A 24,996-nucleotide genomic window follows, 5' to 3' on the forward strand; every position below is an offset into this window, starting at 1 on the left:
CCACTTATTTACATCGTGATTTCAACACCCTTACAGGATACAGCCTGCGGATGTTCTGCTAAGTTAAAAGATGAATCCTTCTTGTCAGGCTCACCTTAAAATGATTAACGCAATAAAACTATCGGATGGTTTTCGCCGCAACTTTGTTCGTGAAGTAATTTTGCCGCTGATGGCAATTTTGCTGCTTACCTTTGTCGGCGCGGGCGTGGGTCTGTTCTGGGGGACATCATTAACCAATAACGAAGCGCGCGATCAGCAACAGCGCATGATCGAGGCTTCCTTTACCCAGAGCCTGACGGAACATCTGCGCCAGCTGCGAAGCCTGACGCGCTGGTCGCCGCTGGCCGATCAGCTGGCGTCGCCGCATCCCGACCAAAGCTGGCTGACGCAAAATGTCGGCGGTTGGCTGTATGACATGTTTGATCACCAGCTGGTGGTGCTACTGGATCGCGACAATCAGTTGATCAACGTGTGGCGCAACGGCCAGCCGGTGCCGGACAAGCGCATCGGCCCTTATCTGCAGGACATGCTGAACAGCCCGCTGGTGCAAAACAGCGATGTGGCGGCGGGCCCGACCGATCACGCCGATTTCGTGCGTATCGGCCAACGCGCTGCCGCGCTGGCGGTGGGCGATATCAGCAGCACCAAACAGGCCGGGCGCTATCGTCTGGTGAGCATTAAGTTTCTCGATGACGGCTATCTGCGCAACCTTGCCGATCGCAGCCAGCTGCGCCAGCTGCATTTCAGCGACAGCGAACCGGCAGGAGAAACCAAAGCGCGCTTTCTGCTGAATTCACAACAGGGCGATCCGGTCGGCTATCTCAGCTGGAATCCGGATAAACCCGGCGCGCAGATGATGCGCACCATTGGCCCTTCTACTTTGTTGTCGGTGCTGCTGATTACCGTGCTGTGTTTGGTGATGGTGCGGCGCATCTGGACCTCGTCACTCAAGCTGTCGCAGTCGCTCTTAAAACTCGGTGCCAGTGAAGCGCAGGCACAGCATCTGGCCTTTCATGATGTGTTAACCGGTTTGCCGAATCGTTCACTGGTGGAAGATCGCTTAACCCAGGCGCTAGCGGTGGCCGGACGCCACGATCAGCGCGTGGCGCTGCTGCTGTTGGATCTCGATCGCTTCAAAAATATCAATGATACCTACGGTCATCACGCTGGTGATGAGCTGATTATTGAGGTGGCGCGCCGACTCAATGAGATTGTGCGCGCCAGCGATACAGTGGGTCGTATTGGAGGCGACGAGTTCATCATCGTGATGCCGGATGTGGAGAATATTGGTCAGGTGCAATCGCTGGCGAAACGTATCATCAGCCGCCTGAGCGAGCCGTATCAGCTGGTCGGCAGCGAGCTGTGGGTTGGCGTTAGCGTCGGTCTGGCGCTGGCACCGAAGGATGGCATTGATCGAATGGAGCTGATGCGCAAAGCGGATATCGCGCTTTATGACGCCAAGAATCACGGGCGCGGCCAGTATCGCCAGTTCGAAAAAGTGATGGATGAATCGCTGCGCACTCGCCAGCAGATGGCGGCGGATTTACGTCAGGCGCTGGTGAAATTTGAGGGATTAGCGGTGTGGTATCAGCCGTTAATGGATATCAGCGGTCAGCATGTGGTGGGATTGGAAGCGCTGTTGCGCTGGCATCACGCTATGCGCGGCGACGTTTCGCCGGGTGATTTCATCGCCATCGCCGAAGAGACCGGCATGATCATTCCGCTCGGCGAATGGGTGCTGCGCGAAGCCTGCAAAACCGCGCTGAAGCTGCCGGATATTGTGATGGCGGTGAACGTCTCGCCAGTGCAGTTCCGCGCGGTGAATTTTGTCGAGCGCATCATTCATATCGTGCAGGAAGAAGGCGCCGATCCTAGACGCATGGAGCTGGAGATCACCGAAGGCGTGCTGATTGAGGATGAACACGAGGCGCGCAACAGCATCATCGCGCTGCGCGAAGCCGGTTTCCGTATCGCGCTGGATGATTTTGGTACCGGCTATTCGAGCCTTAACTACCTCAGCACCTTCCCGGTGGACAAAATCAAAATCGACCGATCCTTTACCCAGTCGCTGGGCGTGGCGCAGAACTCTACCGCGATTGTTGAATCAGTGGTGCGGTTGGGCCACGCGATGGGCTTAACGGTGACCGCCGAAGGCGTCGAGACCGAAGGCCAGAAAAACGCGCTGGCCGATGCGGGCTGCAATCAGCTGCAAGGGTATTTGTTTAGCCACGCGGTGCCGTTTAGTGAGATTGAGAAGATGATGTGAGTGACATCTCCGTAGGGTCGCCATTTATGGCGACCTGGCCAATAATCCCGCCGCGCCGTATAAATTATTCTTAATACGTCCCTCAGGTTTCACATCCCGTCATCGCCCTCTAGCCAGACATGCTGCAAAATCATTCCGGCAAGGAGGCCATTATGAAAAACCGCAAATATCCGCGATTAAAACATCATAATTACCGCGCTAATGGCGCGTATTTCATCACGCTGGTTTGCTATCGCCGCGCACCTTTATTTGGTCAATTTATCGCAGCGGAATTCTGTCTGACTTCAATTGGTGATTACGTCATCAAAACCTGGCGGGCTTTACCCCAGCGCGATACTTCAATCATCCTCGATGCCTTTGTCCTGATGCCGAATCACCTGCATGGCATTATTTGGCTGAATGAAAGCGCACAGAGAACCCTGCTAAATATTGTTAATTGGTTTAAAGCCGAGATTACGCGTGAAACAGGTGTGAAGGTGTGGCAACGCAGTTTTTATGATCGTGTGATTCGGGATGAGAGGGAGTTACTGGCGTTCAGAAAATATATTGAAAACAATCCGAAACAGTGGGAATGGGATCGGTTGTATGTGAATGGTTGAGGTTGTGCGGTTGTTAGCAAGGTCGCCATAAATGGCGACCCTACGAAGGTGTGTGACGTCTGTATTTATGGCGATAAGCGGAGCTTTTGTAGGGTCGCCATTTATGGCGACCTTGCCGAAACGTCACACCGAATAACGCCCTCTGAGATCCGCGAAAATAACATCCATCGACGCATCACTGTCTGCGGCCACCGCCGTAAACACCTGCTGCTTAAGGAAATGCCGCCAGCTCACCGGCGCGGCGGCCAAAAATGCCGTCAGCACGCGATAGCGCTCCGGCGTCCAGATCGCTTCAAACGCACTGCGCGCCATACCGTGATCAAAATGCTGCGCCGCCGAAGATCGCATCTCAGCCCGAAGTCGCGCGGTTTCCACCTCATCAATCTCACCCTCGCGCAGCGCCACGCCATAACTATCTCGCGCCACTTGCTCAGAGACAAACCCACAGCGCACATCCTGCACTACCTGCTGCACATCGCGCTCCACCGGCAAACCGTACCCACCCGCGCCGGGTCCGCGCACTTCGACGATATCGCCCGGCTGGCAGTGAATTACGTCGGTGTTGCCATGTTCAATCGCGGTGCCGTTACGCAGCGTGCGGAAGTGCGAAAGGCCGCCGGATTCGCCGCCCAGCACGCCCGCCGAAGCGAACACCGACCGGTTGCGGTTACGCGCCGTCACCGTGGTATTCGGCGCAAAAACTTCAAACGCCATCTCGGTGGCTAAACCGCCGCGATAGCGCCCGGCTCCGGCGCTGTCGGCGGCTAAGCCGTAGCGATGGAAATGGATTGGCACTTCCGCTTCATTAATCTCAATCGGCGTGTTTTTCAGGAACGCCGATAAGCCGCCCGATCCGTCCGGGCCATCGTGGCGCGGCGTGCCACCTGCCCCGCCGCCGACCGGGCCGAGCGAGGCCACCACGCTACGGTTGGCGCTGTCGGTAGTGCGGATGTTCATGATCGAGTTACCGCCCGGCGAATTCGCCGGTAAGCGATCGGGGATCGCCTGCGAAAATACGCCGAGCGTGGCGATTTGCGACAGCGCACAAGTCAGCGAGCGCATGCCGACCGCCGCCGGTGCTTCGCAGTTCATCACCGTGCCCGGCGGCAGAATGGCGCGCGTTGGCCGCAAGGTACCGGCGTTGAGCAGCAGGTTACGATCCAGCGTCGAGAGCACATACGTCACGCCAACCAGCGCCAGTGGATGACGCTCGCGTCCGCCGGTTGGCATGTTCAGCGACGAAGCCAGCTGCGGATCGCTGCCGGTGTAATCGAGTTCCAGCGTGTCGCCGCTGACGCGCAAGGTGATCGCCACGCGGCACGGGAAACCGCCTTCGCCATCTTCATCGGCGAAATCAGCATAGAAGTATTCGCCATCCGGAATGGTCTTGATAATGCTGCGCGCCTGCGCTTCAGCGTAATCGAGAATCCCTTCAATACCTTGCAGAAAATCGGTGACGCCAAAGCGCGCAATGATGTCGTGGATTTTGCGTTCACCGACGTTAACCGAGGCAATCTGCGCTTTGAAATCGCCCCAGTTCTGCTCCGGCGCGCGCACGTTGAGGCGCATGATGCGCGCCACCTCTTCATTCAGTTCACCGTGGCGCACAATTTTCAGCGGCGGAATGCGAATCCCTTCCTGCACGATATCGGTGAGCGAACGGGATAAAGACGCGGGCACCGCGCCGCCGACATCGGTGTTGTGAATGTGCCCCACCACAAAGCAGACAATCTCGCCGCCATGAAACACCGGTTTCCAGATATGGATATCCGGCGAGTGCGTGGCGACGTTACCGGCGTAGGAATCGTTGGTGATGCAGATATCGCCTTCTTCGTAGCTGTCGATCAGCGCCAGCACCGGGCCGTAATCGATGCCGCTGTACCAGGGCGCGCCGAAGCTGCGCGGTGAGGCGAACGCCAGGCCGTCGCGGCTGACAATCTGGCAGGAAAAATCTTCCGTCTCTTTGACGAAAGTGGAGTGCGCAGTGCGCATCAAGGTGAAGGCCATCGCATCGGCGGCGGCCGCGCAGTAGTTGGCCAGAATTTGCAGGTTACGTCCGTCAATCGCCATGTTAGTTCGCCTCCACCGGCGTGATCAGCAGGTTGCCAAAGCTATCCACATCCACTTTCATGTTGGGCGGCACGCAGGTGGTGCAGTCATCCTGCGCCACAATCACTGGGCCGATCAGCTGATGCCCGGCGCGCAGCGTGGCGCGCAACACCACATCCACCTGATGCGCCGCGCCATCGATCCACGCGCTAACCTGCTGCGCCACTTCAACCGGCGCATCGGCGGCGGCCAGCTGATTGAGCATCGGTTTCGGCGTGGGCGAGGCGATCACCAAACGCAGATTGATAATCTGCACCGGCGCGTCGGCATCAAAGTGACCAAACAGCTGCTGATGCTGGCGATCAAAGGCATCATGCAACGCCGTGACATTGGCCTGCGCCAGCCACTGCGGCTCGAGCGCCACTTCGATTTCAAATGACTGGCCGCGATAGCGCATGTCGGCGCTGTAGTGCAGCGTGAACGGCATATGCGCGCCGTGCTGGCTGCTGAGCCAGTCACGCGCACGCTGGCTCAGCGCCTCGGCTTCGGTCGCCAGACGATCCGCCAGCGAAGCATCAAGATCGCTATACAGCGTGCGGATAAAGTCGTTACGAATATCCGCCACCAAGCCACCAAGCGCTGACAGCACGCCCGGCGTCGGCGGCACAATCACCCCTTTCATGTTTAGCTCACGTGCGAGGAAGCAGCCCATCATCGGGCCCGCACCGCCAAAGGCGAGGAACCAGAATTCACGCGGATCGAGCCCGAAGCGTGACAGCAAGCCGCTGGTGTCGCCATACATGCTGGAGATCGCCAGCTCGATGGCGGTTTCGGCGGTCTCTTCAACGCTGATGCCGAGCGAATCCGCCAGCGGCTGCCACGCTGCGCGCGCGGCGGCGACATCCACCTGCACCGCGTTGTAGCCGAGATCGCCGTGACCAATCATGCCGCAGGCGGCAAAAGCATCGGTGGCGGTTGGCTGCGTGCCGCCGCGCTGAAAGCACACCGGGCCCGGCAGCGATCCGGCGCTGTCCGGCCCCATTTGCAGCACGCCCTGATTATCAATCCACGCCAGCGAACCGCCGCCCTGCCCAACTGACGTCACCGCCACAGACGGAATGTAGATTGGGAAATCACCGATGATTTCGCCGTTGCCCTGCGCGACCTGGCCATCAACGATCACCGCCACGTCGGCGCTGGTGCCGCCAATATCGAGGCTGAGGATTTTGTCGAAGCCGCAGGCGCTGGCGAGGAAGCTGGCACCGATTACGCCCGATGCGGTGCCGGACAGCACCATCTGCACGCACTCGCTTTTTGCCTGCTCGACGCCCATCACACCGCCGTTGGATTTGGTGATGCGCGGTGGAGGACGCACACCTTTCTCTTTTAACGCGCGCTCAAACGATTCCAGATAATGGATCACCATCGGCTGCACGTAGGCGTTGATGGTGGCGGTGATGGTGCGTTCGTACTCGCGGATGATCGGCCAGATATCGGCGGAACAGGAAGTCAGCAAGTCGGGCGCGTGTTGATTGATGATGGCTTTCACCGCCGCTTCGTTGTGGCGGTTGCGATAGCTGTGCAGCAGTGCCACCACAATCCCCTGACAACCGGCTTCGCGCGCGGCGTTGATCGCATCCAGCACGCTTTGCCGATCGACCTCGGTCAATACGTTGCCGTGGCGATCGGTGCGCTCTTTGATAGCAAACACCCGGTCGCGCGAAATCAGCGGTGCCGGGCGACGCGAAAACAAGTCATGAATGTGCGGGATCTTCAGGCGCGCCAGCTCCAGCACATCGCAAAACCCTTCGGTGGAGAACAGCGCCAGCTTTACGCCGCGTCGCTGGATCACCGCATTGATACCAACGGTGGTGCCGTGCGTGAAGTAGTCAATCTGTTGCGGATCGATGCCATCGCGCTGCTGCAATTGAGTTAACCCGGTGAGGATTTCGCTGCCGGGCTGGTCCGGTCGCGACAGCACTTTCAACGTGTGAATCTGATTGGTGTGTTCATCCAGCACGGCGAAATCGGTGAACGACCCGCCAATATCGACGCCAACGCGGTAACCCATGTGAAAACTCCAGTGTCAGGAGGGAGGAAATTCCATCAGTTTTTGCGGATCCTGCACCACGCGCCAGCCGAGGCGCTGATACAGCGGATGCGCATCATTGGTCGAGAGCATCCAGCGGTGCACCGTCGCCAGCTCTGGATGCGCACGCACGCACGTTGCCAGCCAGCTGCCTAATCCGTGACCGCGCCAGTTCTCATCAATCATCACATCGCACAGCCAGCCGAAACGGGTGTAATCCGTCACCAAACGCGCAAAGCCAATTTGCTGGTTTTGGTGATACAGACCGAACGGCAATGAACCAGCAAAAGCGCGTTCGGTTTTGGCGCGCGGCTGGTCTTGTGCCCAATACGATTTTTCCGTCAGCTGTTGATGGATGTAATCAAAATCCAGCCTGGCGCGCTCGGTTGAGAGCGTGAAGGCATCGCGCTGCCAGGTCTGATCAGGAATGGTGAGTGTGCTCATAACAACTCCTTGTAACGGTTGGAATCAGTGTAAGGGGGTTGGTTTTACCATGAAAACTGAAGCACGGCCGCTAACGCGCAGGATGCAGCGATTTTGCCACCGGAATGAAATTTTATGCTGTGGAGCTGGCGCAATAACAAGCTGCATATACCGTTATTTACCTGCCTCATCCCCGGCACTTTTCTTTGCAGACGGTTCTTGAACGCCCCTATTACCCGTTGCTTTAACATCCTTCAGCGCTTTGTTGTGGAGGGCTGCGTTACCGTACCGCCAGGACACAGACAGTACTGTTAAAAACATATAATGGAATATTCTTATGATTGAGCTCTTTGCACGCACCGAAACCACCTATATCGAAAAAGCCAACGGCAATTTAGTCTTTGGCAACACGATAGCACTCGCCGAAAAAGGCACAATGGAGCTGGTTATCGGCACCGACCGCTTCCTGATCCCGATTGATGAAAATGGCTTCTGGCGCTGGGAGGCGACCACGCCGTATGCCGATGGCAACTACAGCCTCTCGCTGCGTCAGTACGACCGTGCTGGAAACCTTTCCGAACCCACACTCGCCACGATTGTTGTTGATTCCACGCCGCCTGAAGCACCGCTGCTGATCAAACTCTATGATGATTTCGGCGCAGAGCAGCGCGGATTTGAGCCGGGCGATACAACCGATGACAAACGCCCGACGCTGACCGGCGTTGCGCAGAAAGGCACCACGGTTTACCTGCTCAATGACAAAAATGAGAAAATCGGCAGCGCCGTTGCGGATAAAGACACCGGCGTGTGGAAGATGGAGCCATCGCAGGACCTTGCAGACGGTACGAATAATCTGAGACTGGTTGCTGAAGAGACGTTTGCTAAAGTGCCCCGAACGGGCCCCCCTTCTGCGCCGTTTACCATTGTGATTGGTGAAGACGCATCCGTTCTGCCGCCAAACACCATCACCATTAAAGAAGCCATCGACGACGTTGGCACCTACATGGGCAAACTCAGCAGCGGTGCGCTGACCGACGACACCACGCCAACCCTGCGCGGCGACGTTTCTGCTGGCAACACGGTCACCGTTTACTATCGTCTGGCGGGCAGCAGCACCTGGACCGGTAGCGCTACCGCGACGGTGAACGGCACTGAGTGGAGCTGGACGCCGGGCAGCGCGCTGGCTTACGGCGAGTATGAGTTCCAGGCCAGCATCGGCGGCTTCAGCAGCAGCCTGTTCACGCTGGATATCGCCACCGCCGCAGACATTGCTAATAAAACCCGCATCGAAATGGTCAAAGATGATTTTGGTGCCTGGCAGGGTGAGTTGAGCAGCGGCGCGATAACCGACGACGCCACGCCATCCTTCAGCGGTCGCGGCGAAGCCAACGGCAAAGTGGTGCTGCGATTCGCACAGGTTGGGCAGTTGGCGAATACCGTTGTGGTGGATGTCGACAGCAGCGGTAAATGGGCGTGGACGCCAGCATCAGGCCTGCCAGCCGGCACCTGGAGCTTTGAGGTTCAGCCGCAGGGTCACAATGCCTGGTCAAATACCTTCTCGCTGAGCATCACCGGCAGCGACGGTTTTAACCCGGTTATCACCGACGGTTATGACGATATGGGCACGTCTAAGGTGCTGGCAAACGGTGACCGCACCGACGACACCACGCCAACCCTCAACGGCCAGGCCGAAGCCAACAGCATTGTTTATCTGCGTGCGACTAACGGCACAAACGCCACCGTTTACAGCGTCACCGCCGATACGGCTGGTAACTGGACATGGACGCCACCGGGAACACTGGCCTACGGCAAGTGGGATTTCCAGGCGAGCAAAATGTCTACTGGGGGCTGGAGTAATGCCTTCACGCTGAATCTGGAAGTTGAGAAGGTAGGAACTTCAGGGCTCGAGGATTTTGATTGGGTACATGATTATCTTAGGAGTGTAGGAGCTCCTTATAATAGCGCATCAGTGCCTGCGAACACCCTCAGTCCTAATGGCCTCAGGTTTATCAAGGATGCAACGGTCATGGGACCCGGATTTGGTCATGAATATGCAATATTCACAGGCGGTTTGCACCTTTCGCTGGGATGGGATGAAGGTACAACAGATTTTGAATTTAAATTGAGTTCACTTGCAATCAATGCTGACACATTTATAGCTTATATAAAAATTTATGATATCAATGGTAAATTTATTACCCAAGAAAATCATGGCATGGTGAAAGGTGATCAAACAGTTCATACTTTCCGATATATTGCACCAGAAGGTACGCTAATTGGTAGATTTGAAGTCACTAGATCAGCCGGTGCTGGAGGTGGTGGCATTGAAGATATTCGTTGGGGAACAAAATCCCTGAACTCATTTGCTATAGAGGAAGAATCTCAGTCGACATTATTGCATGATGACAGTATCCATCAGTTGTACAGTGCAGATGATTTAGCGACTCAGAAAATCACCGGCAGCGAAGAGCAAATTGACACCCTGCAACTTACCGATTCAGGACAGCTCCTGGATTTAACCGCGCAGAATAGCTCGATTGAATCGATTGAAATTATCGACATTACCGGTAGCGGCGATAATATTCTTAAGCTCGATCTCAACGCCCTGCTCCAGCACGGCGAGAAAGATCTGTTTATCGAAGACGGTAAAACGCAGTTGCTGGTTAAAGGCAATGAAGGTGATGTGGTTCAGCTCAAAGATATTCTGCCTGAAGGCAGCGATATCAGCGAATGGCAACATCAGGATGGCACTGTTACCGTTGCGGGCGTGGAATATAATGTCTACAGCCACGGCGATGACGCGGAATTGCTGGTGCAGCAGGGTGTGAAAACTGAACTGGTTTAATCGTTAAATAATTAATCCGTTCTGTGATTTAAATTCAGGCCACCGTGTTATTGCGGTGGCTTTTTTTGTCCGAATAACAAACCGCATATTCCGTAGCGGCGCGATTAATCGCGCGGTTTGGATTTGATGGTTTACATATCGTGCCCGCAGATGAATTGCGCAATATATTGCGCCATTACGGGATGTGCGAGGGTTTATTTCTGCGCGCGGTTTTATGCCAGGTCGCCATAAATGGCGACCCTACAAAAACGCGTAAATAACATCTGTAGGGTCGCCATTTATGGCGACCTCTATTCCAGACACACAAACAACTCAACCAAACTCCACCGAATTCTGTTTCGAAATTAACGATCTCAACGGCACGCTGCTTTTCATAATCGGTGATTTAATCACGATATAACTGAAGTATTTATCGATGCCGATCTGCGCATCCAGCATCTTCTCAATCACTTCCTGGTAATGTTCAATGCTGCGGGTAATAAAGCGCAGCAAATAGTCGTAACCGCCGGTGATCAGATGACATTCCATTAACTCATCCACCTCACGCACCGCGTTTTCGAATTTCATAAAATCTTCGCGGCGATGGCCAGAGAGCGTGACTTCGGTAAATACCGTCACGGAATCGGTGATTTTGGTGAGATTGATGTGGGCTTCATAACCGTTGATAAATCCGGCTTGCTCAAGGCGCTTGACGCGTTGCAGGCACGGACTGGGCGAAAGCCCAACGGCATCGGCGAGATTGACGTTGCTGATACGGCCATCTTTCTGGAGTTGCACCAGAATATTGATGTCGATGCGGTCGAGTTTCATTAAGCCGTTCATAGCACCCCTCATTGCCAACCGATTAGGTTTAACCTCCCGAAGATATAACACGCTTTAAGGTAAATGTGCTATCTCGTTAACTGGTTATACCAGCGGGAGGTTTTCAAATTACTGCAATAATTTCAATGAGGAAGCGCTTTTTAACCCAGCCGACCGCTGGCGCGCGCCAGCGCGATATCAAAGATATGCAGCGCTTCTTCCAGTTGCGAATCGGTGGTGACCAGCGGCGCGAGGAAGCGCACGGTGTTGCGATGAATACCGCACTTAATCAGCAGCAAACCTTCCTGACAGGCGCAGTCGAGAATTTTCTGCGTCATCGCCGCATCCGGCTTTTTGGTCTCGAAATCGACGATCTCAACCGCCTGCATAAAGCCAATGCCGCGCACATCGCCGATGCAGGCATACTTCTCGGCCAGCTGTTGCAGGCGCGCATTAAGCTGCTCGCCGAGCTGATTGGATCGCGCCAGCAGATTGTCATTTTCCAGCAGATCCAGCACCGCCAGCGCCGCCGCACAGGCCAGCGCGTTGCCGCCGTAGGTGCCGCCTAAGCCGCCCGGTTGTGGCGCATCCATGATCGCCGCTTTTCCGACCACGCCAGAGATCGGCAAACCGCCGCCGATACTTTTCGCCACCGTCACCAAGTCCGGCGTAATGCCAAGATGCTGGAAAGCGAACATCTTGCCAGTACGACCAAAGCCGGTTTGCACTTCATCAAGGATCAGCACAATGCCGTGCTTTTCGGTGATACGGCGCAGCGCCTGCATAAAGTTAGCGCCAGCCTGCAGGAAGCCGCCATCGCCCTGCACCGGTTCGATGATGATCGCCGCCACGCGTTCTGGCGCGATCTGCACCGCGAACAGCTGATCCAGCGCTTTCAGGCAGTCGTCATCGCTTACGCCGTGAAACGCATTCGGGAACGGCAAACGATAGATATCGGAGGGGAACGGGCCGAAGTTTTGTTTGTAAGGCGCAGACATGCCGGTCAGCGTGGTACCAAGCAGTGTGCGGCCATGAAAAGCACCATCGAAGGCGATAACACCGCTGCGTTTGGTGTGGGCGCGCGCAATCTTCACGGCATTTTCTACTGCTTCCGCGCCGCTGGTGAAGAACACACTTTTGAAATCTTCACCGTTGCCGACCAGCGCATTGAGGCGCTTAGCCAGCTCGATGTAGCCCGGATACGCCACCACCTGGAAACAGGCGTGCGATACTAAACCGAGTTGTTTGGTGACTGCGTTGACCACCGCCGGATGGTTGTGCCCGACGTTGAGCACGCCGATGCCACCGACGAAATCGAGATAGCGATTGCCCTCAACGTCCCATACTTCGCTGCCTTTCGCCCGCTCGATCACCAACTGATGCGCAGTAATGACGCCACGTGGCACATGCTGCTCACGCGCGTCGAGTAACAGGCTGTTATCGGAATATGTTTGCTGCTCCGCCATGACATTCTGCATTTTTAAAACCCCTTTCCACGTAACGTTCGGATGGCTCAAGTATCGCAACCTGTTGGTTTCTCACGCTGCCGTAATCCAGCGGGCAGCGGCATTTCCTGTCAAAATCCACCGCCAATCAGCAGGGAAATTCTGCACCCAGCGCATGCCGCGCCAGCGCCGTCAGCGTCTGGATGCCGTGCGGAATCAGCTGATCGTTAAAGTCGTAGGCCGAGTGATGCAGCGGCTGGCTCGGCGCGGAGCCAATCCACAGATACGCGCCGGGACGCGCCTGCAACATAAAGGCGAAATCTTCGGAGGTGAGCGCCGGCTGTTTGGCCTGCTGTGCGTGAATACCGGCCTGATCCAGCGCGTCTAACGCCAGCTGCGCCATCGCCGCGTTATTCACCGTGGCCGGGTAATAACGCAGATAGTTCACGTCCGCCTGCAAGCCGTGTGCGGCGGTGACGTGCAGCGCCATTTCCCTCAGACGATTTTCGATGATGTCCTGCGCCGCCGCGCTGAAGGTGCGCACCGTGCCGGTAATGCTGGCTTCTGCCGGAATCATGTTGTGCGAGAAGCCGCCCTGCATGCGCGTCACGCTAAGCAAGCCGGGTTCGCAGGGATCGAGCGCGCGCGCCACCAGCGTGTTGAGTTGCACCACCAGTTCGCTGGTCGCCAGCAACGTGTCGCGCGTTAAATGCGGCTGCGCGGCATGTCCGCCGCCGCCTTTGACGGTGATATCGAAGCGATCCGCCGCCGCCATGATCGCGCCGGGCCGCGTCTGCACTTCGCCGAGCGGCAATTCCGGCCAGTTATGCAGCGCGAACACCGCATCGCAGGGAAACTGCTGGAACAAGCCGCTATCGATCATCGCTTTCGCACCCGCCAATCCCTCTTCGGCAGGCTGGAAGATAAACACCAGCGTGCCGTCAAAATCGCCCTGCTCTGCCAGTTCAAGCGCCGCGCCCAGCAGCATCACGGTGTGACCATCATGGCCGCAGGCGTGACACACGTTATCGTGCACGCTTTTCCACGGCTGATTGCCGTTATCCTGCATCGGCAGCGCATCCATATCGGCGCGCAGGCCAATCATGCGCTTGCCGTTGCCGCGCTTCAGCACGCCGACCACACCGGTTTTACCGAGGCCGCGATGAACTTCAATGCCGTGTTCTTGCAACAGCTGCGCCACGATGTCGCTGGTGCGCTGCTCCTGATAACCCAGCTCGGGATGGGCGTGCAGATCCCGTCGCAGCGCGACTAATTGTTCCAGTTGCATCTCAGTATCCCCGGTTGCGATCGATCAGGCCGACCATCGGTTCGCCGCGCTGATAGCGGCGCAGATTGTCGAGCAGCGCGGCGACGGCGCTGTCGGTTTGTGTTGCGCTGGCGATGTGCGGCGTCAGCCAAATGGCCGGATGCTGCCAGAACGGATGTCCGGCAGGCAGCGGCTCGGGATCGGTGACATCAATCACCGCCGCGCTGAGTTTGCCGCTTGCCAGCGCAGCCAGTAAATCCGCTTCGTGAAGTTGCGGACCGCGTCCCACCTGGAGCAACGCTGCACCGTCAGGTAGCTGCGCGAATAATTGCGCATTGAGCAAGCCGCGCGTGCTGTCGGTGAGCGGCAGCAGGCACACCAGAATGTCGCTGTGAGCAAGGAAATCACCCAGCTGATCGCTGCCGTGCCAGCAATGCACGCCGCTGATTTCACGCGGGGTGCGGCTCCAGCCAGCGCAGTCAAAACCCAGTGACACAAGTTGTTTTAAGCAAGCCTGACCGAGTTCGCCCAGCCCCATCACGCCCACACGGCGCTGGCTGGCGGTGCGAATTGGGTGAGTTTGCCACTGCTCATCACGCTGCTGCTGAAAGTAGCGTGGCATATCGCGATGTAAGCCAAGTACCGCGAAAGTGACGTACTCGACCATGCCTTGCGTCAGGCCAGGTTCGATCATGCGAACCACCGGCAAATCGGGTGGCAGTTGGCTGAGATCGAATTGATCCGCGCCCGCGCCGACCGATAACAGCGCTTTGAGATTGGGAAAGGTGCGCATCAGGTTTTCCGGTGGCTGCCACGCCACCAGCAGTTCAACCTGCTCGGGATCGCCGATATCCGGCCAGATGTGCAGCTGAATATCCGGCGCATGTTGCGCCAGCCAGCGCTGCCAGTGCGCGCCGCGCGTGGCTTCTGATTTGTAGACGATATGCATCAGGCCATCGCCTGGGTCATCAACCCGAACGCCTGCATCTCACCTTCTTGCGGTGACCACGGCGTTCCCCGAATCATGGTGGTGGGCGCATCCACCTGCGCCAGACCCAGGGTTTCCAGCCAGGCCGCCAGCGGCAGCGCGCCATCGGTATCAATACGCACGAACTCGCCGCGCAGGCCTTGCATCAAAGCGGAAATCAGCGTTTGCGCGATGTCGACATTCAGCGCGATCACCGGGCCAATCGCCCAGCCGTGACCGAAGCGTCGCAGGCTGGCAAAACCGTGCACGCGCTGTTTGGCATCCTGCAGCAGCACGGTTTGGTAATCGGTAATCAGGCTGTTGATCAGAGCTGGACGCCACATGCCGTGCGCCTGATGATCGAGTTCGATCAGCAGATCGGCGTCTGCGGCTTGTGCGTTACGCAGCGTTAAACCGGCTGGAATAGTGACATTCGGTACCGCCGCCAGTTCGCGCGTTTGATGCTGCTGAATGTGGCCAGTGACCTCAAAGCCGAGCTTCTGGTACAACCCTTTGCCCATTTCTGTGGCGTGCAGGCGGATGTTGTAGTCGGGGAATTTCTCCAGCAGCGCAAGCATCAGTTGCTTGCCGGTGCCGCGGCCTTGAAACTGCGGATTCACCACCACCAAACCGATGGTTGCTGCCTGCTCGCCCCAGCGCCAGCCAAAGGCGCTGCCGACGAATTCGCCGTTTTCTTCAGCGACCACGCCTTCACCCAGCGCCAGCGCTTGCTGCCAGTCTTCCCGGCGGTGCGGCCATTTGAGCTGTTGGGTGATGGCGTAGCCGTGTTCGATGTCGTTTTGCGTCATTGCGCGTAGTGTGATCATGGTTTTCCTTGCTAGTGAGGTCGCCATAAATGGCGACCCTACGAGTTCTGTGCATGTGCTGACGGTCGCCATAAATGGCGACCCTGCGGGTTCTGTGCATGTGCTGATGGTCGCCATAAATGGCGACCCTACGGGTTCTGTGCTGTTGTAGGGGCGCCATTTATGGCGACCTGGCATTCACTCCGCCTTCAACACTTCTTCGTGCTCATCCAGCCAGCCTTGCCGCAACTCTGGCACGGCGCGTTTCAGGCGTTCGAAATAGAGTTCGCTGGTCGGCTTATCGTAATCGGCGCGGGCAATCTGCGTAACGATCTTGCCGGATTTCATCACCACGATATCGTCGCACACCGCGCGCACCGCGTGCATATCGTGGCTGATAAACAGCACCGACAATCCCAGTTCGCGTCGCAACTCGCTGATCAAATCCAGCACCGCCGCAGCCACCACGGTATCCAATGCTGATGTCACTTCGTCGCACAGAATCAAATCTGGCTCGGCCGCCAGCGCACGCGCCAGGTTCACACGCTGCTTCTGTCCGCCAGACAGCGCCCACGGACGTCGCCATAGCACGGTGCGCGGCAGCTTCACCAGATCCAGCAATTGATGCAGTCGTGCCTTCAGCGCCGCGCCTTTCAAGCCATGGAACAACACCAGCGGACGCGTCAGAATCTGCTCGACGCTGTGCGCCGGATTGAGCGCGGTATCAGCCATCTGGAACACATATTGAATACGGCGCAGCTCATTGTCCGGGCGCTTATGCATATCGCCGTTAATGTAGTGGCCGTTAAACAGAATATGGCCGTGGCTCGGCGCGTTGAGTCCGGCAATGGCGTGCGCCAGCGTGGTTTTACCTGAACCGGACTCACCAATAATGCCAATCGCCTGGCCTTTCCATAGCTTCAGATTGATGTCTTCGAGAATACGGATTTTCTGCTGGCCGTTGCTGTCGCGCGGGCCGTAACCGGCGCTGAGATCGCGCACTTCCATCAGCGGCTGCATATCCGCATCGGCGCAAGTCCAGCTGCTTGGACGCTCTTTTTGCCGCGCCGCATCCATCAGCAGTTTGGTGTACTCCGCCTGCGGTGCGCCAATCAGTCTTTCGGTGGTGCCGTATTCCGCCATCTGACCGCGCAGCAGCACCAGAATGCGGTCGGCCATCTGCGCAACTACTGCTAAATCGTGGCTGACGTAGATCGCCGTGACGCCGCGCTGCGCTACCACGCGGCGAAACGCTTTCAGTACTTCCACTTGCGTCGTCACATCGAGTGCGGTGGTCGGTTCGTCGAGGATCACCACATCCGGATCGCCAATCAGCGCCATCGCCGTCATCAGGCGTTGCAGCTGACCGCCGGAAACCTGATGCGGAAAGCGGTCGCCGATGGTATCGGGATTAGGCAGCGCCAGCTCGCGGAACAGCGCAATCGCCTTCTGTTTGGCGTCTTTGCGCTTCATGGTGCCGTGAATCACCACCGGCTCAATCACCTGATCGAGAATGCGCATGCCGGGGTTAAACGACGCCGCCGCACTCTGCGCGATGTACGCCACTTTGTTGCCGCGAAACTCGCGCAGCTGGCCTGGCGACAGGCTGCGCACATCGGTGCCCGCCATGTGAATATTGCCGTCGGCGATGCGACAGCCGTGGCGCGCATAGCCCATCAGCGCCATCGCAATGGTGGTTTTGCCGGAGCCAGATTCACCAATCAGCGCCAGCACTTCGCCTTTCTGCACCGTGAAACGAATATCAGAAACCAGATCGATCTCTTCACCTTTGTCGGTCTGCGCCGTTACGCGCAGGTTCTCCACCGAGATCACCGGCATAGCGGTATGTGGCGTCACGTTCATGCTCCCTCCTTCGCCAGCGTCAACGGACGCATCTGCTGCAGGCTATCGATAAACAGATTCGCGCCAATGGTCAGGCTGGCGATAGCCACCGCCGGCATCAGCACCGCTGGCGAACCGTTGAACAAGCCCTGAATGTTTTCACGCACCAGCGTGCCCCAATCGGCATACGGCGGTTGCACGCCAAGGCCAAGGAAACTCAAGCCGCTCAACAGCAGCACGATATAGACAAAGCGCAGGCCGAAGTCGGTGAGCATTGGATGCACCATGTTCGGCAGGATGTCGTGGATCGCCACGTACCAGCGGCTCTCCCCGCGCAAACGCGAGGCACGCACGTAATCCATATTGCGCAGGCTGCTGGCCATGGCGAAGGCGATACGGAACGCGCCCGGCCAGTAAGTGAAGATGGCGGTGAGAATCAGCATCGGCAGCGATGAACCGAACACTGCGACAATCATCAGCGACAGCACTTTGCCCGGCAGCACCAGCAGCGCATCGTTAACGCGACCCAGCACCTCTTCCAGCCAGCGCCCGGCGACCGCCGCCAGCAGCGCCAGTAAGGTGCCGATAATACTGGCGCACAGCGCGGCGGTGAGCGCCAGGCCAATTGAGAATTTCGCGCCGTAGAGAATGCGGCTGAGGATATCGCGCCCCAGATAATCGGTACCGAGCAGGTTGGCAGACGTCATGCCACCGAGCATCGGCCCGCCGCCAATGTCTTCGACGTTATGCGGCGCTAGTTGGTTACCAAACAGCGCCATCAGCAGCCAAAACAGCGAGATCAGCAGTCCGATGCGGCCCGAAAGCGACAGCGACTGAAACAAACGTACAGGCAGCAGTAACGTATTCATCAGCTTCTCCATTTCGGGTTAAAGGCGATGGTGAGGATATCGGCCGCCAGCAGCAGCACCAGATAACAGGCGGCGAACAGCATGACGCACAGCTGCACCACCGGCAGATCGCGGTTGCTCACCGCATCCACCAGCGCACTCGCCAGACCGGGATAGCTAAAGATCGATTCGATGATGATCACGCCACCGAATAGATACGACAGGCTGAGCGAGATGGCGTTGGCAATCGGCCCGACCGCATTCGGCAGTGCGTGGCGCAGCACCGCACGCAGCGGCGACACGCCTTTCAGCAGCGCCATCTCCAGATACGGGCTGTCGAGCTGGTTGATGATGGCGGAACGCGTCATGCGCGCCATCTGCGCCACCAGCACGCAGCACAGCGTTAACACCGGCAGCGCGTAGGCTTTGAGGTAGCTGATGACGTCCATGTCCGGGCTGCCGAACGACATCGCCGACACCCAATGCAGTTTCACCGCGAAGATCAGCACCGCCACCGTGGCCACCAGAAACTCCGGCACCGCAACGGTTGCCATGGTGCTGATCACCAGAAAACGGTCCAGCGCCGAACCGCGATTCATCGCCGCCACGATGCCGATAATCAGCGCCAGCGGCACGCAGATCACCGTGGTGATGCCGGCTAACTCCAGCGTGGCGGGAATGCGCTGCTCGACCAGCTGCAGCACCGGCAGATGGCTGGCGAACGAGGTGCCAAAATCACCCTGCAACATGCCGGTGAGCCAGGTGAAGTAGCGCACCAGCAGCGGCTGATCGAGTCCCAGCTGCTGGCGCAACGCCGCCACCGTTTCCGGCGTGGCGTTTTGCCCGAGAATCATCTGCGCCGCGTCGCCGGGCAGCAGGCTGGTGATAAAGAACACCACCGCCGAGACGATAAGCAAGGTCAGGATGCCTGCGCCTGCGCGCCGGGCAATCAGGAACAACATGTATCGGTTCATCGGCGATCTCCTTGTTCAGAATCTTCAGGCGCTGATTGTGCGGTCGCCATAAATGGCGACCCTACGTTAGGCATTCAGCCAGGCGAATTCATGGAAGCGATAACCCATCATCATGCCGCTTGGCCAGGCTTCAACGCCGCCCACTTTCTTGCTGTAACCGTCAGTGGAGCTGATAAAGGTTGGGATGATGGTGCCGCAGTGATCGTAAATCAGCTTCTGCATGTCACCGTACATCTGCTTGCGTTTGGTCTGCTCGCGCTCGCCGCGCGCCGCCACCACCAGCTGGTCAAACTGCTCATTCTTCCAGCCCGATTCGTTGTTGGATGCGGTGGAGAGATAGAACTGCGAGAACAGCATATCCAGCGTCGGGCGCGGGTTGATTGAGCCGTAGCCGACCGGATCTTTAGTCCAGTGCGTTGACCAGTAACCGTCATATGGCACGCGGCGCACTTTGATATTCAGACCAGTGCTGCGCGAAACCTGCTGAATCAGCTGGCCGCCCTCCACCGAGCCTTCAATGTTTGGCGTGGTGATGATCTCCACCGTCGCGCCTTTCATGCCGGCTTTCTCGATGTGGAATTTGGCTTTCTCGGCATCGAGCGGACGCGGTTTGAGATCGGCGTTATACAGCGGATGCCACGGCGGTACCGGCGTATCGTTACTGACGTCGCCGTAACCCTGCAGCACGGTTTTCACCAGGATGTCGCGCGGCTGCAGATACTTCATCGCCAGCACGAAATCTTCGTTGCTGCCCGGCTTCACGTCAGTACGAATGATTAAGTTGGTGTACATGCCGGATTTGCTCTCCAGCACGCCGAAATCCGAGGTGGCTTTGATGCGGTTGCAGTCGGCGGCGCTCAGGGTGGAGACGATGTGCAGATCGCCCGACATCAGCGCATTGACGCGCGCTGCCTGATCGGTGACGCCCAGCAGCTCGACTTCATCCAGATGCGGCAGGCCCGGCTTGAAGTAGTTCGGGTTTTTCACGCCGACCGAACGCACGCCCGGCGTGAACTCTTTCAGTTTGAACGGGCCAGTGCCGATGCCTTTGCTGAAGTCTTTGGTGCCGTCCTGCACGATCAGGAACGGCGCGCTGGCCAGCATAAACGGCACGTCGAAGTTGGCCTGCGCCAGCTCCAGCGTCACTTCGTTGTCGTTAACGGCAGTGAAGGTTTTGAACTGATCGGCCAGCTTGAAGGCGTTGGACGCTACCGCCGGATCTTTGTGGCGGCTCAGCGAGTAGATGACATCTTTGGCGGTCAGCGGTTTGCCATCGTGGAAGGTGACGCCTTTGCGCAGTTTGATCTGCCAGGTGATGCCGTCGCTGGAGTCGATGGATTCCGCCAGCGCCGGTTGCACCGCGAGGCTTTTATCCAGTTCGGTGAGGCCGCTGTAGACCATGAATTGACGGGTGTAATCGCCGCTGTTGTTGCCTTTGGCCGGATCGAGTGTGTCGGTGGCGGAGGCGTTAGACATGGCGGCGCGCAGCTTGCCACCTTTTACTGGGGTGGTTGCCGCAAAACTCATCTGCGGGAAAGCGATCAAACCGCTGCTCATCACGGCACCAGCAGACAACAACTTCATCAGGCCACGGCGCGACATCGACCCTTCGGTCAGCATGCGGGTTAAGGCCGGATTTACAGCGTCAGACTCTTTATCGAATTTACTCATCTGCACACCCTCAATATGAATTGTTGTTGATTTCGTTGTTCGTCTTTTAGGCGGTCGCCATAAATGGCGACCCTACAAAACCCGCGTTATCTGCACGATTTCATCGGCGCGGTCGCCATAAATGGCGACCCTACAAAACCCGCGTTATCTGTACGATTTCATCGGCGCGGTCGCCATGAATGGCGACCCTACAAAACCTCGCCGTTCTCAACGTAGGGTCGCCATTTATGGCGACCGTTTCGATGACCGCACGATCCAGGTTTTCACGACAACCGATCCTTGGCTTTGTAATACAAACCCGCCAGGGGCAAAAACCACGGTTTCCCGTGGTAACCGGGCAGCGCAGGCCAGGTATCGCGCTGCCAGGGATTTTCGTTGCGTTTCTCCGCCAGCAGGTCGGCCATCACGCGGCCCATCCACACCGACATCTGCGTCCCGTGGCCGCTGTAACCCATCGAATAAAACACGCCATCCTGTTCACCGGCATGCGGCAAGCGGTCGGCGGTCATATCCACCATGCCGCCCCAGCAGTAATCGATGCGCGACTTGCCCAACTGCGGGAACAGCGCGGTCATTGCCGCACGCAGTACGTCGCCGCTGCGTGTGTCCGATGTCGGATTGCTCACCGCAAAGCGCGCGCGGCCACCAAACACCAATCGACGATCCGACGTGGTACGGAAGTAGTTGCCAATATTCAGTGAGGTCACATAGGTGCGGTCTTTCGGCAGCACCTGATTGATCAGTTCGTCACCAAGCGGTTCCGTCACCACAATAAAGCTGCCGACCGGCACGATGCGGCGCTGGAACCACGGGAAAGGCCCTTCGTTGGAGACGCCGGTTGCCATCATCACTTTGTCGGCGATGATCTCGCCCTGCGCGGTGCTGACGCGGTGGCGATAGCCGTCGAGGCGCGTTAAGCCGGTCACTGCGTGATGCGGGAAGATCTTCGCCCCGCTGCGCGCCGCCGCTTCCGCCAGCCCGATACCAAACTTGCCCATGTGCATCTGGCCGCCACGCTTTTGCAACAGGCCACCGTGAAAGGCATCGCTGCCCACTTCACGGCGAATATCATCTTTGCTAATCAGCTCGATTTCCGGATCAACGGTGTCGCGCATCAACTGCCACGCGCTGCGCAGGCCGGGAAAATGCGAGGCTTTGCTGGCGAGTTTCAGCTTGCCGCACAGACGAAAATCGCAATCAATCTGCTCTTCGCGCACCAGCTGTTCGACGTAGCTCACAGCATCGTCATAGGCACGATAGAAGCGGCTGGCCTGCTCGATTCCCTGGCTCTCCACCAGCGAGGCAAAGTTCTGCGCCACGCCGGTATTGCAGTGTCCACCGTTACGCGCCGACGCCTGGCTCATTACCTCGCCGCTCTCCAGCAGCACCACGTTGATGCCGCTGCGCGCCAGGTTGAGCGCCGTCGAGACGCCGGTAAAACCGCCGCCAATCACCACCACCTCAGCGGTGCTCGGCAGTGCGCCAGTGGCTGCGCCGTTAAAGGTCGGTGCTGTGGCTTGCCAGAATGATTCGAGTTTCATCGCCGCCTCCGGGCTTAGAGTCCAACCACAGCGGCCAGACCGCCGATATCGTTGATTTCGGTGTATTGATACGCCGGATTGGCCGGATCGTGACCGCGATTGACCCACACCTTGTTTTTGATGCCCATGTCGTAGCAGGTCATCAGGTCATAACGCAGGCTGGAGGAGACATGCAGAATCTCTTCCGGACCGCAGTTCAGCTTGTCGAGCATGTACTCGAAGCCTTTCATCTGCGGCTTGTAGGCACCCACTTCTTCGGCGGTGATGGTCATATGAATCGGCGCGCCAAGACGCGGCACGTGATGCGGGATCAAATCGTCCATCGAGTTAGTGAGCAGCACCAGCGGGAACTCTTTGGCTACTTTGGCTAAACCGGCGGGCACGTCAGGATGTGGACCCCATGTGGCGCAGTCGGTGTAGATAAAGTCGCTGTCCGCCTGGCTCCACGCCACGCCCCACTTTTTGCAGGTGCGCTGAATGGCATCGCTGACCACGTCGTAATACGGCTTCCACGCGCCAAGCACTTCGTCAAAACGGTAGCGGGCGAAATCAGTGGTGAACGCCAGCATCTCCTGTGCGGATACACGATCTTTGAAGCAACGTTCGGCTGCGCCTGCCATGTCAAAATTGATCAGGGTGCCGTAGCAATCAAAGGTGATGAATTTCGGTTTAAACAGTGCCATGAAGCGACCTCGCGGTTGAGAACACAAAATTAGAAATCGATTAACACGCTTTTCTGGCGCTGACAGGCCTGGAATGCCTGACGTCCCAGATCCTTGCCAATGCCCGAACCGAGGAAACCGCCGGTCGGAATAATGAAATCGCCGGAGCGGCCATAGCGATTGACCCACACGGTGCCGGATTCCAGCGCGCGCACCGCACGCAGCGCACGCGGCAGACTCAGCGTATGCACGCCCGCGCACAGGCCGTAGGTTTCGTGTGCCGCCAGCGCCAGTCCTTCTTCCTCGTCATCAAACTGTTGCACGGTGAGCACCGGACCAAAAATTTCCTGCTGCACCGCCGGATTATCGTGGGCAACGCCGCACAGCAGCGTTGGCTGCCAGAACCAGCCTTCTGCGGTGTCGGCAAAGCGTTCACCGCCCACCAGCACTTCCGCGCCCTGCGCTTTGGCATCGGCGATTACCGAGGCCACTTTTTTACCCTGACGCTCATCGATCAGCGGCGCATAGCGGCTGCTCTCCTGCCAGGTCACGCCCGGACGCGGCTGCTGACAGAGCGCCACCAATCTATCCAGCAACGGCTGCGCAATGCCGCGCTGCACAATCAATCGGGTTCCGGCGACGCACGCCTGGCCGCCGTTGGCGGTGAAGCCGCGCAGAATACGCTGCGCTAACACGTCGATATCACCGGCATCGTCGAACACCAGCTGCGGGCTTTTACCGCCCAGCTCCAGCGTGACCGGTTTCATGCCGTGCTGCGCAATGTCGCCCATGATGCGAGCGCCGGTAAGCGTGGAACCGGTAAAGGAGACTTTGCGCACCAGCGGATGGGTGACCAGCGCGTTGCCGGTTACCGCGCCGCTGCCCTGCACGATATTCAGTACGCCCGCCGGTAAACCGGCCTGCACCGCCAGTTCGGCCATGCGCACGGTAGAGAACGGCGTCAGCTCAGAAGGTTTCAGCACCACAGCATTTCCTGCTGCCAGCGCCGGGCCGCACTTCCATGACGCCATCGACAGCGGGAAATTCCACGGCGTAATCGCGCCGATCACGCCGTACGGCTCAGCAATCAGCATGCCGAGGCTGCTTTCCTGAGTGGGGAACAGGTCGCCGCTGTATTTGTCGGCGCACTCGGCGTAGAAGCGAATGGCTTCGGCGGTGAAGGGAATTTCGTGCTGCATTACGTCGCTGATTGGGCGCGTAGAGCCCAACGATTCAAGCTGCGCCAGTAATGGATCGCTCTCGATCAGATCGGCCCAGCGACGCATGATTTTGCCGCGCTCACGTGGCGCACAGCTGCTCCAGCCACTGGTTTTCAGCGCCTGGTGCGCGGTGGTGACGGCGCGATCAACATCTTCAATCATGGCTTCGCTGAGTTCGGCATAGACTTTGCCATCGGACGGACGTTTAACGGCAAAACGCGCGCCCGCCGTTTTAAGATGTTGCCCGCCAATATAATGACCGGCAGGAAGTAAAACTTTTTCAGGGTCGAAACTTAACATGGAAAATTCCTTATTTGTTACACCCATCACAGACGCGCTAATTAACGATTTGCACTGCGTTTTTCTGTCACGCTAATAAGCTAATGCAGAAAGTATGCCAGCCCAGTGAAAAATAAAAATGCGTAAAAAACAGCGCAAAAAAATTTTCTGCCGTATTGGTGAGCGAAATTTTGCGGAATTGCCGAAGGAATAAACAGATGATTTACTTCACAAAATATGTGCGTCGCGACGGTGCAATGCGCATGAAACTTGCACTAAAACGGGGATGGACGACAAAGTATGACGCGACACACAAAATAAACAGCGCCGCGAACCTGAGGGTTGCGGCGCTGTTTTTGTTGGTCGCCATTAATGGCGACCCTACAAATAGGGAGAGTTAAA

The 24,996-nt window shown here is 57.6% G+C and carries 19 protein-coding genes; 4 read left to right on the forward strand and 15 right to left on the reverse strand.

What is annotated here, in order from left to right:
* Nucleotides 1-100: 100 nt before the first annotated feature.
* Together BM323_RS06115 and BM323_RS06120 are read left to right on the forward strand one after the other, a co-directional pair.
* A complete protein-coding gene (locus tag BM323_RS06115) occupies nucleotides 101-2,266 on the forward strand; it encodes a bifunctional diguanylate cyclase/phosphodiesterase (protein ID WP_008105518.1) in 2,166 nt (721 codons plus the stop codon).
* Nucleotides 2,267-2,418: 152 nt separating this feature from the next.
* Entirely contained in the window at nucleotides 2,419-2,865 is a 447-nt protein-coding gene (locus BM323_RS06120) for a transposase (protein WP_008105520.1), read from the forward strand.
* A 123-nt stretch (nucleotides 2,866-2,988) separates the two neighbouring features.
* Here BM323_RS06120 and BM323_RS06125 read toward each other — a convergent pair whose 3' ends face one another.
* Genes BM323_RS06125 through BM323_RS06135 form a run of 3 tightly spaced genes read right to left on the reverse strand, consistent with a single transcriptional unit; the run spans nucleotide 2,989 to nucleotide 7,447 of the window.
* Nucleotides 2,989-4,935: a hydantoinase B/oxoprolinase family protein gene (locus tag BM323_RS06125; RefSeq protein ID WP_008105522.1), complete on the reverse strand. Its 1,947-nt coding sequence runs from the start codon at nucleotides 4,933-4,935 to the stop codon at nucleotides 2,989-2,991.
* A gap of 1 nt (nucleotide 4,936) precedes the next feature.
* Entirely contained in the window at nucleotides 4,937-6,985 is a 2,049-nt protein-coding gene (locus BM323_RS06130) for a hydantoinase/oxoprolinase family protein (protein WP_008105523.1), read from the reverse strand.
* 15 nt (nucleotides 6,986-7,000) lie between these two features.
* Entirely contained in the window at nucleotides 7,001-7,447 is a 447-nt protein-coding gene (locus BM323_RS06135; protein WP_008105526.1) for a GNAT family N-acetyltransferase, read from the reverse strand.
* A gap of 316 nt (nucleotides 7,448-7,763) precedes the next feature.
* Between BM323_RS06135 and BM323_RS24470 the strand changes: the two genes are divergently transcribed.
* A complete protein-coding gene (locus BM323_RS24470) occupies nucleotides 7,764-10,271 on the forward strand; it encodes an Ig-like domain-containing protein (protein WP_008105528.1) in 2,508 nt (835 codons plus the stop codon).
* A gap of 312 nt (nucleotides 10,272-10,583) precedes the next feature.
* Here BM323_RS24470 and BM323_RS06145 read toward each other — a convergent pair whose 3' ends face one another.
* The 12 genes from BM323_RS06145 to BM323_RS06200 form a co-directional block, all read right to left on the reverse strand.
* Nucleotides 10,584-11,093 carry an Lrp/AsnC family transcriptional regulator gene (locus tag BM323_RS06145; RefSeq protein WP_008109584.1) on the reverse strand — a complete coding sequence of 170 codons (510 nt, stop codon included), beginning with the start codon at nucleotides 11,091-11,093 and terminating at the stop codon, nucleotides 10,584-10,586.
* A gap of 140 nt (nucleotides 11,094-11,233) precedes the next feature.
* On the reverse strand, nucleotides 11,234-12,550 hold the full coding sequence (gene gabT / locus BM323_RS06150) for a 4-aminobutyrate--2-oxoglutarate transaminase (protein WP_008109585.1): 1,317 nt from the start codon (nucleotides 12,548-12,550) through the stop codon (nucleotides 11,234-11,236).
* Nucleotides 12,551-12,665: 115 nt separating this feature from the next.
* Complete coding sequence (locus BM323_RS06155) at nucleotides 12,666-13,799, reverse strand: M20 aminoacylase family protein (protein ID WP_175501686.1); 1,134 nt, start codon at nucleotides 13,797-13,799, stop codon at nucleotides 12,666-12,668.
* A 7-nt stretch (nucleotides 13,800-13,806) separates the two neighbouring features.
* Nucleotides 13,807-14,733, reverse strand: coding sequence for a 2-hydroxyacid dehydrogenase (locus BM323_RS06160; RefSeq protein ID WP_008109587.1), 927 nt, complete (start codon nucleotides 14,731-14,733; stop codon nucleotides 13,807-13,809).
* The gene (locus BM323_RS06165) at nucleotides 14,733-15,578 is read right to left on the reverse strand and encodes a GNAT family N-acetyltransferase (RefSeq protein ID WP_008109588.1); all 846 of its coding nucleotides are present in this window, start codon (nucleotides 15,576-15,578) and stop codon (nucleotides 14,733-14,735) included. The genes BM323_RS06160 and BM323_RS06165 overlap by 1 nt, the downstream gene beginning before the upstream one ends.
* A 177-nt stretch (nucleotides 15,579-15,755) precedes the next feature.
* Nucleotides 15,756-17,420, reverse strand: coding sequence for an ABC transporter ATP-binding protein (locus BM323_RS06170; protein WP_008109589.1), 1,665 nt, complete (start codon nucleotides 17,418-17,420; stop codon nucleotides 15,756-15,758).
* A complete protein-coding gene (locus BM323_RS06175; protein WP_008109591.1) occupies nucleotides 17,417-18,268 on the reverse strand; it encodes an ABC transporter permease in 852 nt (283 codons plus the stop codon). The genes BM323_RS06170 and BM323_RS06175 overlap by 4 nt, the downstream gene beginning before the upstream one ends.
* Nucleotides 18,268-19,221 (reverse strand): ABC transporter permease, encoded by a 954-nt coding sequence (locus tag BM323_RS06180; RefSeq protein WP_008109594.1) that lies wholly within the window; start codon nucleotides 19,219-19,221, stop codon nucleotides 18,268-18,270. The genes BM323_RS06175 and BM323_RS06180 overlap by 1 nt, the downstream gene beginning before the upstream one ends.
* Before the next feature lie 66 nt (nucleotides 19,222-19,287).
* Nucleotides 19,288-20,892: an ABC transporter substrate-binding protein gene (locus BM323_RS06185; RefSeq protein ID WP_008109596.1), complete on the reverse strand. Its 1,605-nt coding sequence runs from the start codon at nucleotides 20,890-20,892 to the stop codon at nucleotides 19,288-19,290.
* A 263-nt stretch (nucleotides 20,893-21,155) separates the two neighbouring features.
* Nucleotides 21,156-22,433: an NAD(P)/FAD-dependent oxidoreductase gene (locus BM323_RS06190; protein ID WP_008109359.1), complete on the reverse strand. Its 1,278-nt coding sequence runs from the start codon at nucleotides 22,431-22,433 to the stop codon at nucleotides 21,156-21,158.
* A gap of 14 nt (nucleotides 22,434-22,447) precedes the next feature.
* The gene (locus BM323_RS06195) at nucleotides 22,448-23,116 is read right to left on the reverse strand and encodes a haloacid dehalogenase type II (protein WP_008109358.1); all 669 of its coding nucleotides are present in this window, start codon (nucleotides 23,114-23,116) and stop codon (nucleotides 22,448-22,450) included.
* Between the two features lie 29 nt (nucleotides 23,117-23,145).
* Entirely contained in the window at nucleotides 23,146-24,615 is a 1,470-nt protein-coding gene (locus BM323_RS06200) for an aldehyde dehydrogenase family protein (protein ID WP_008109357.1), read from the reverse strand.
* Nucleotides 24,616-24,812: 197 nt separating this feature from the next.
* Between BM323_RS06200 and BM323_RS06205 the strand changes: the two genes are divergently transcribed.
* Nucleotides 24,813-24,995 (forward strand): hypothetical protein, encoded by a 183-nt coding sequence (locus tag BM323_RS06205; protein ID WP_008109356.1) that lies wholly within the window; start codon nucleotides 24,813-24,815, stop codon nucleotides 24,993-24,995.
* The last annotated feature ends 1 nt before the right edge of the window (nucleotide 24,996 follow it).

This window comes from Pantoea sp. YR525, assembly GCF_900116775.1.
GTDB classification, from domain to species: Bacteria; Pseudomonadota; Gammaproteobacteria; order Enterobacterales; family Enterobacteriaceae; genus Pantoea; species Pantoea symbiotica.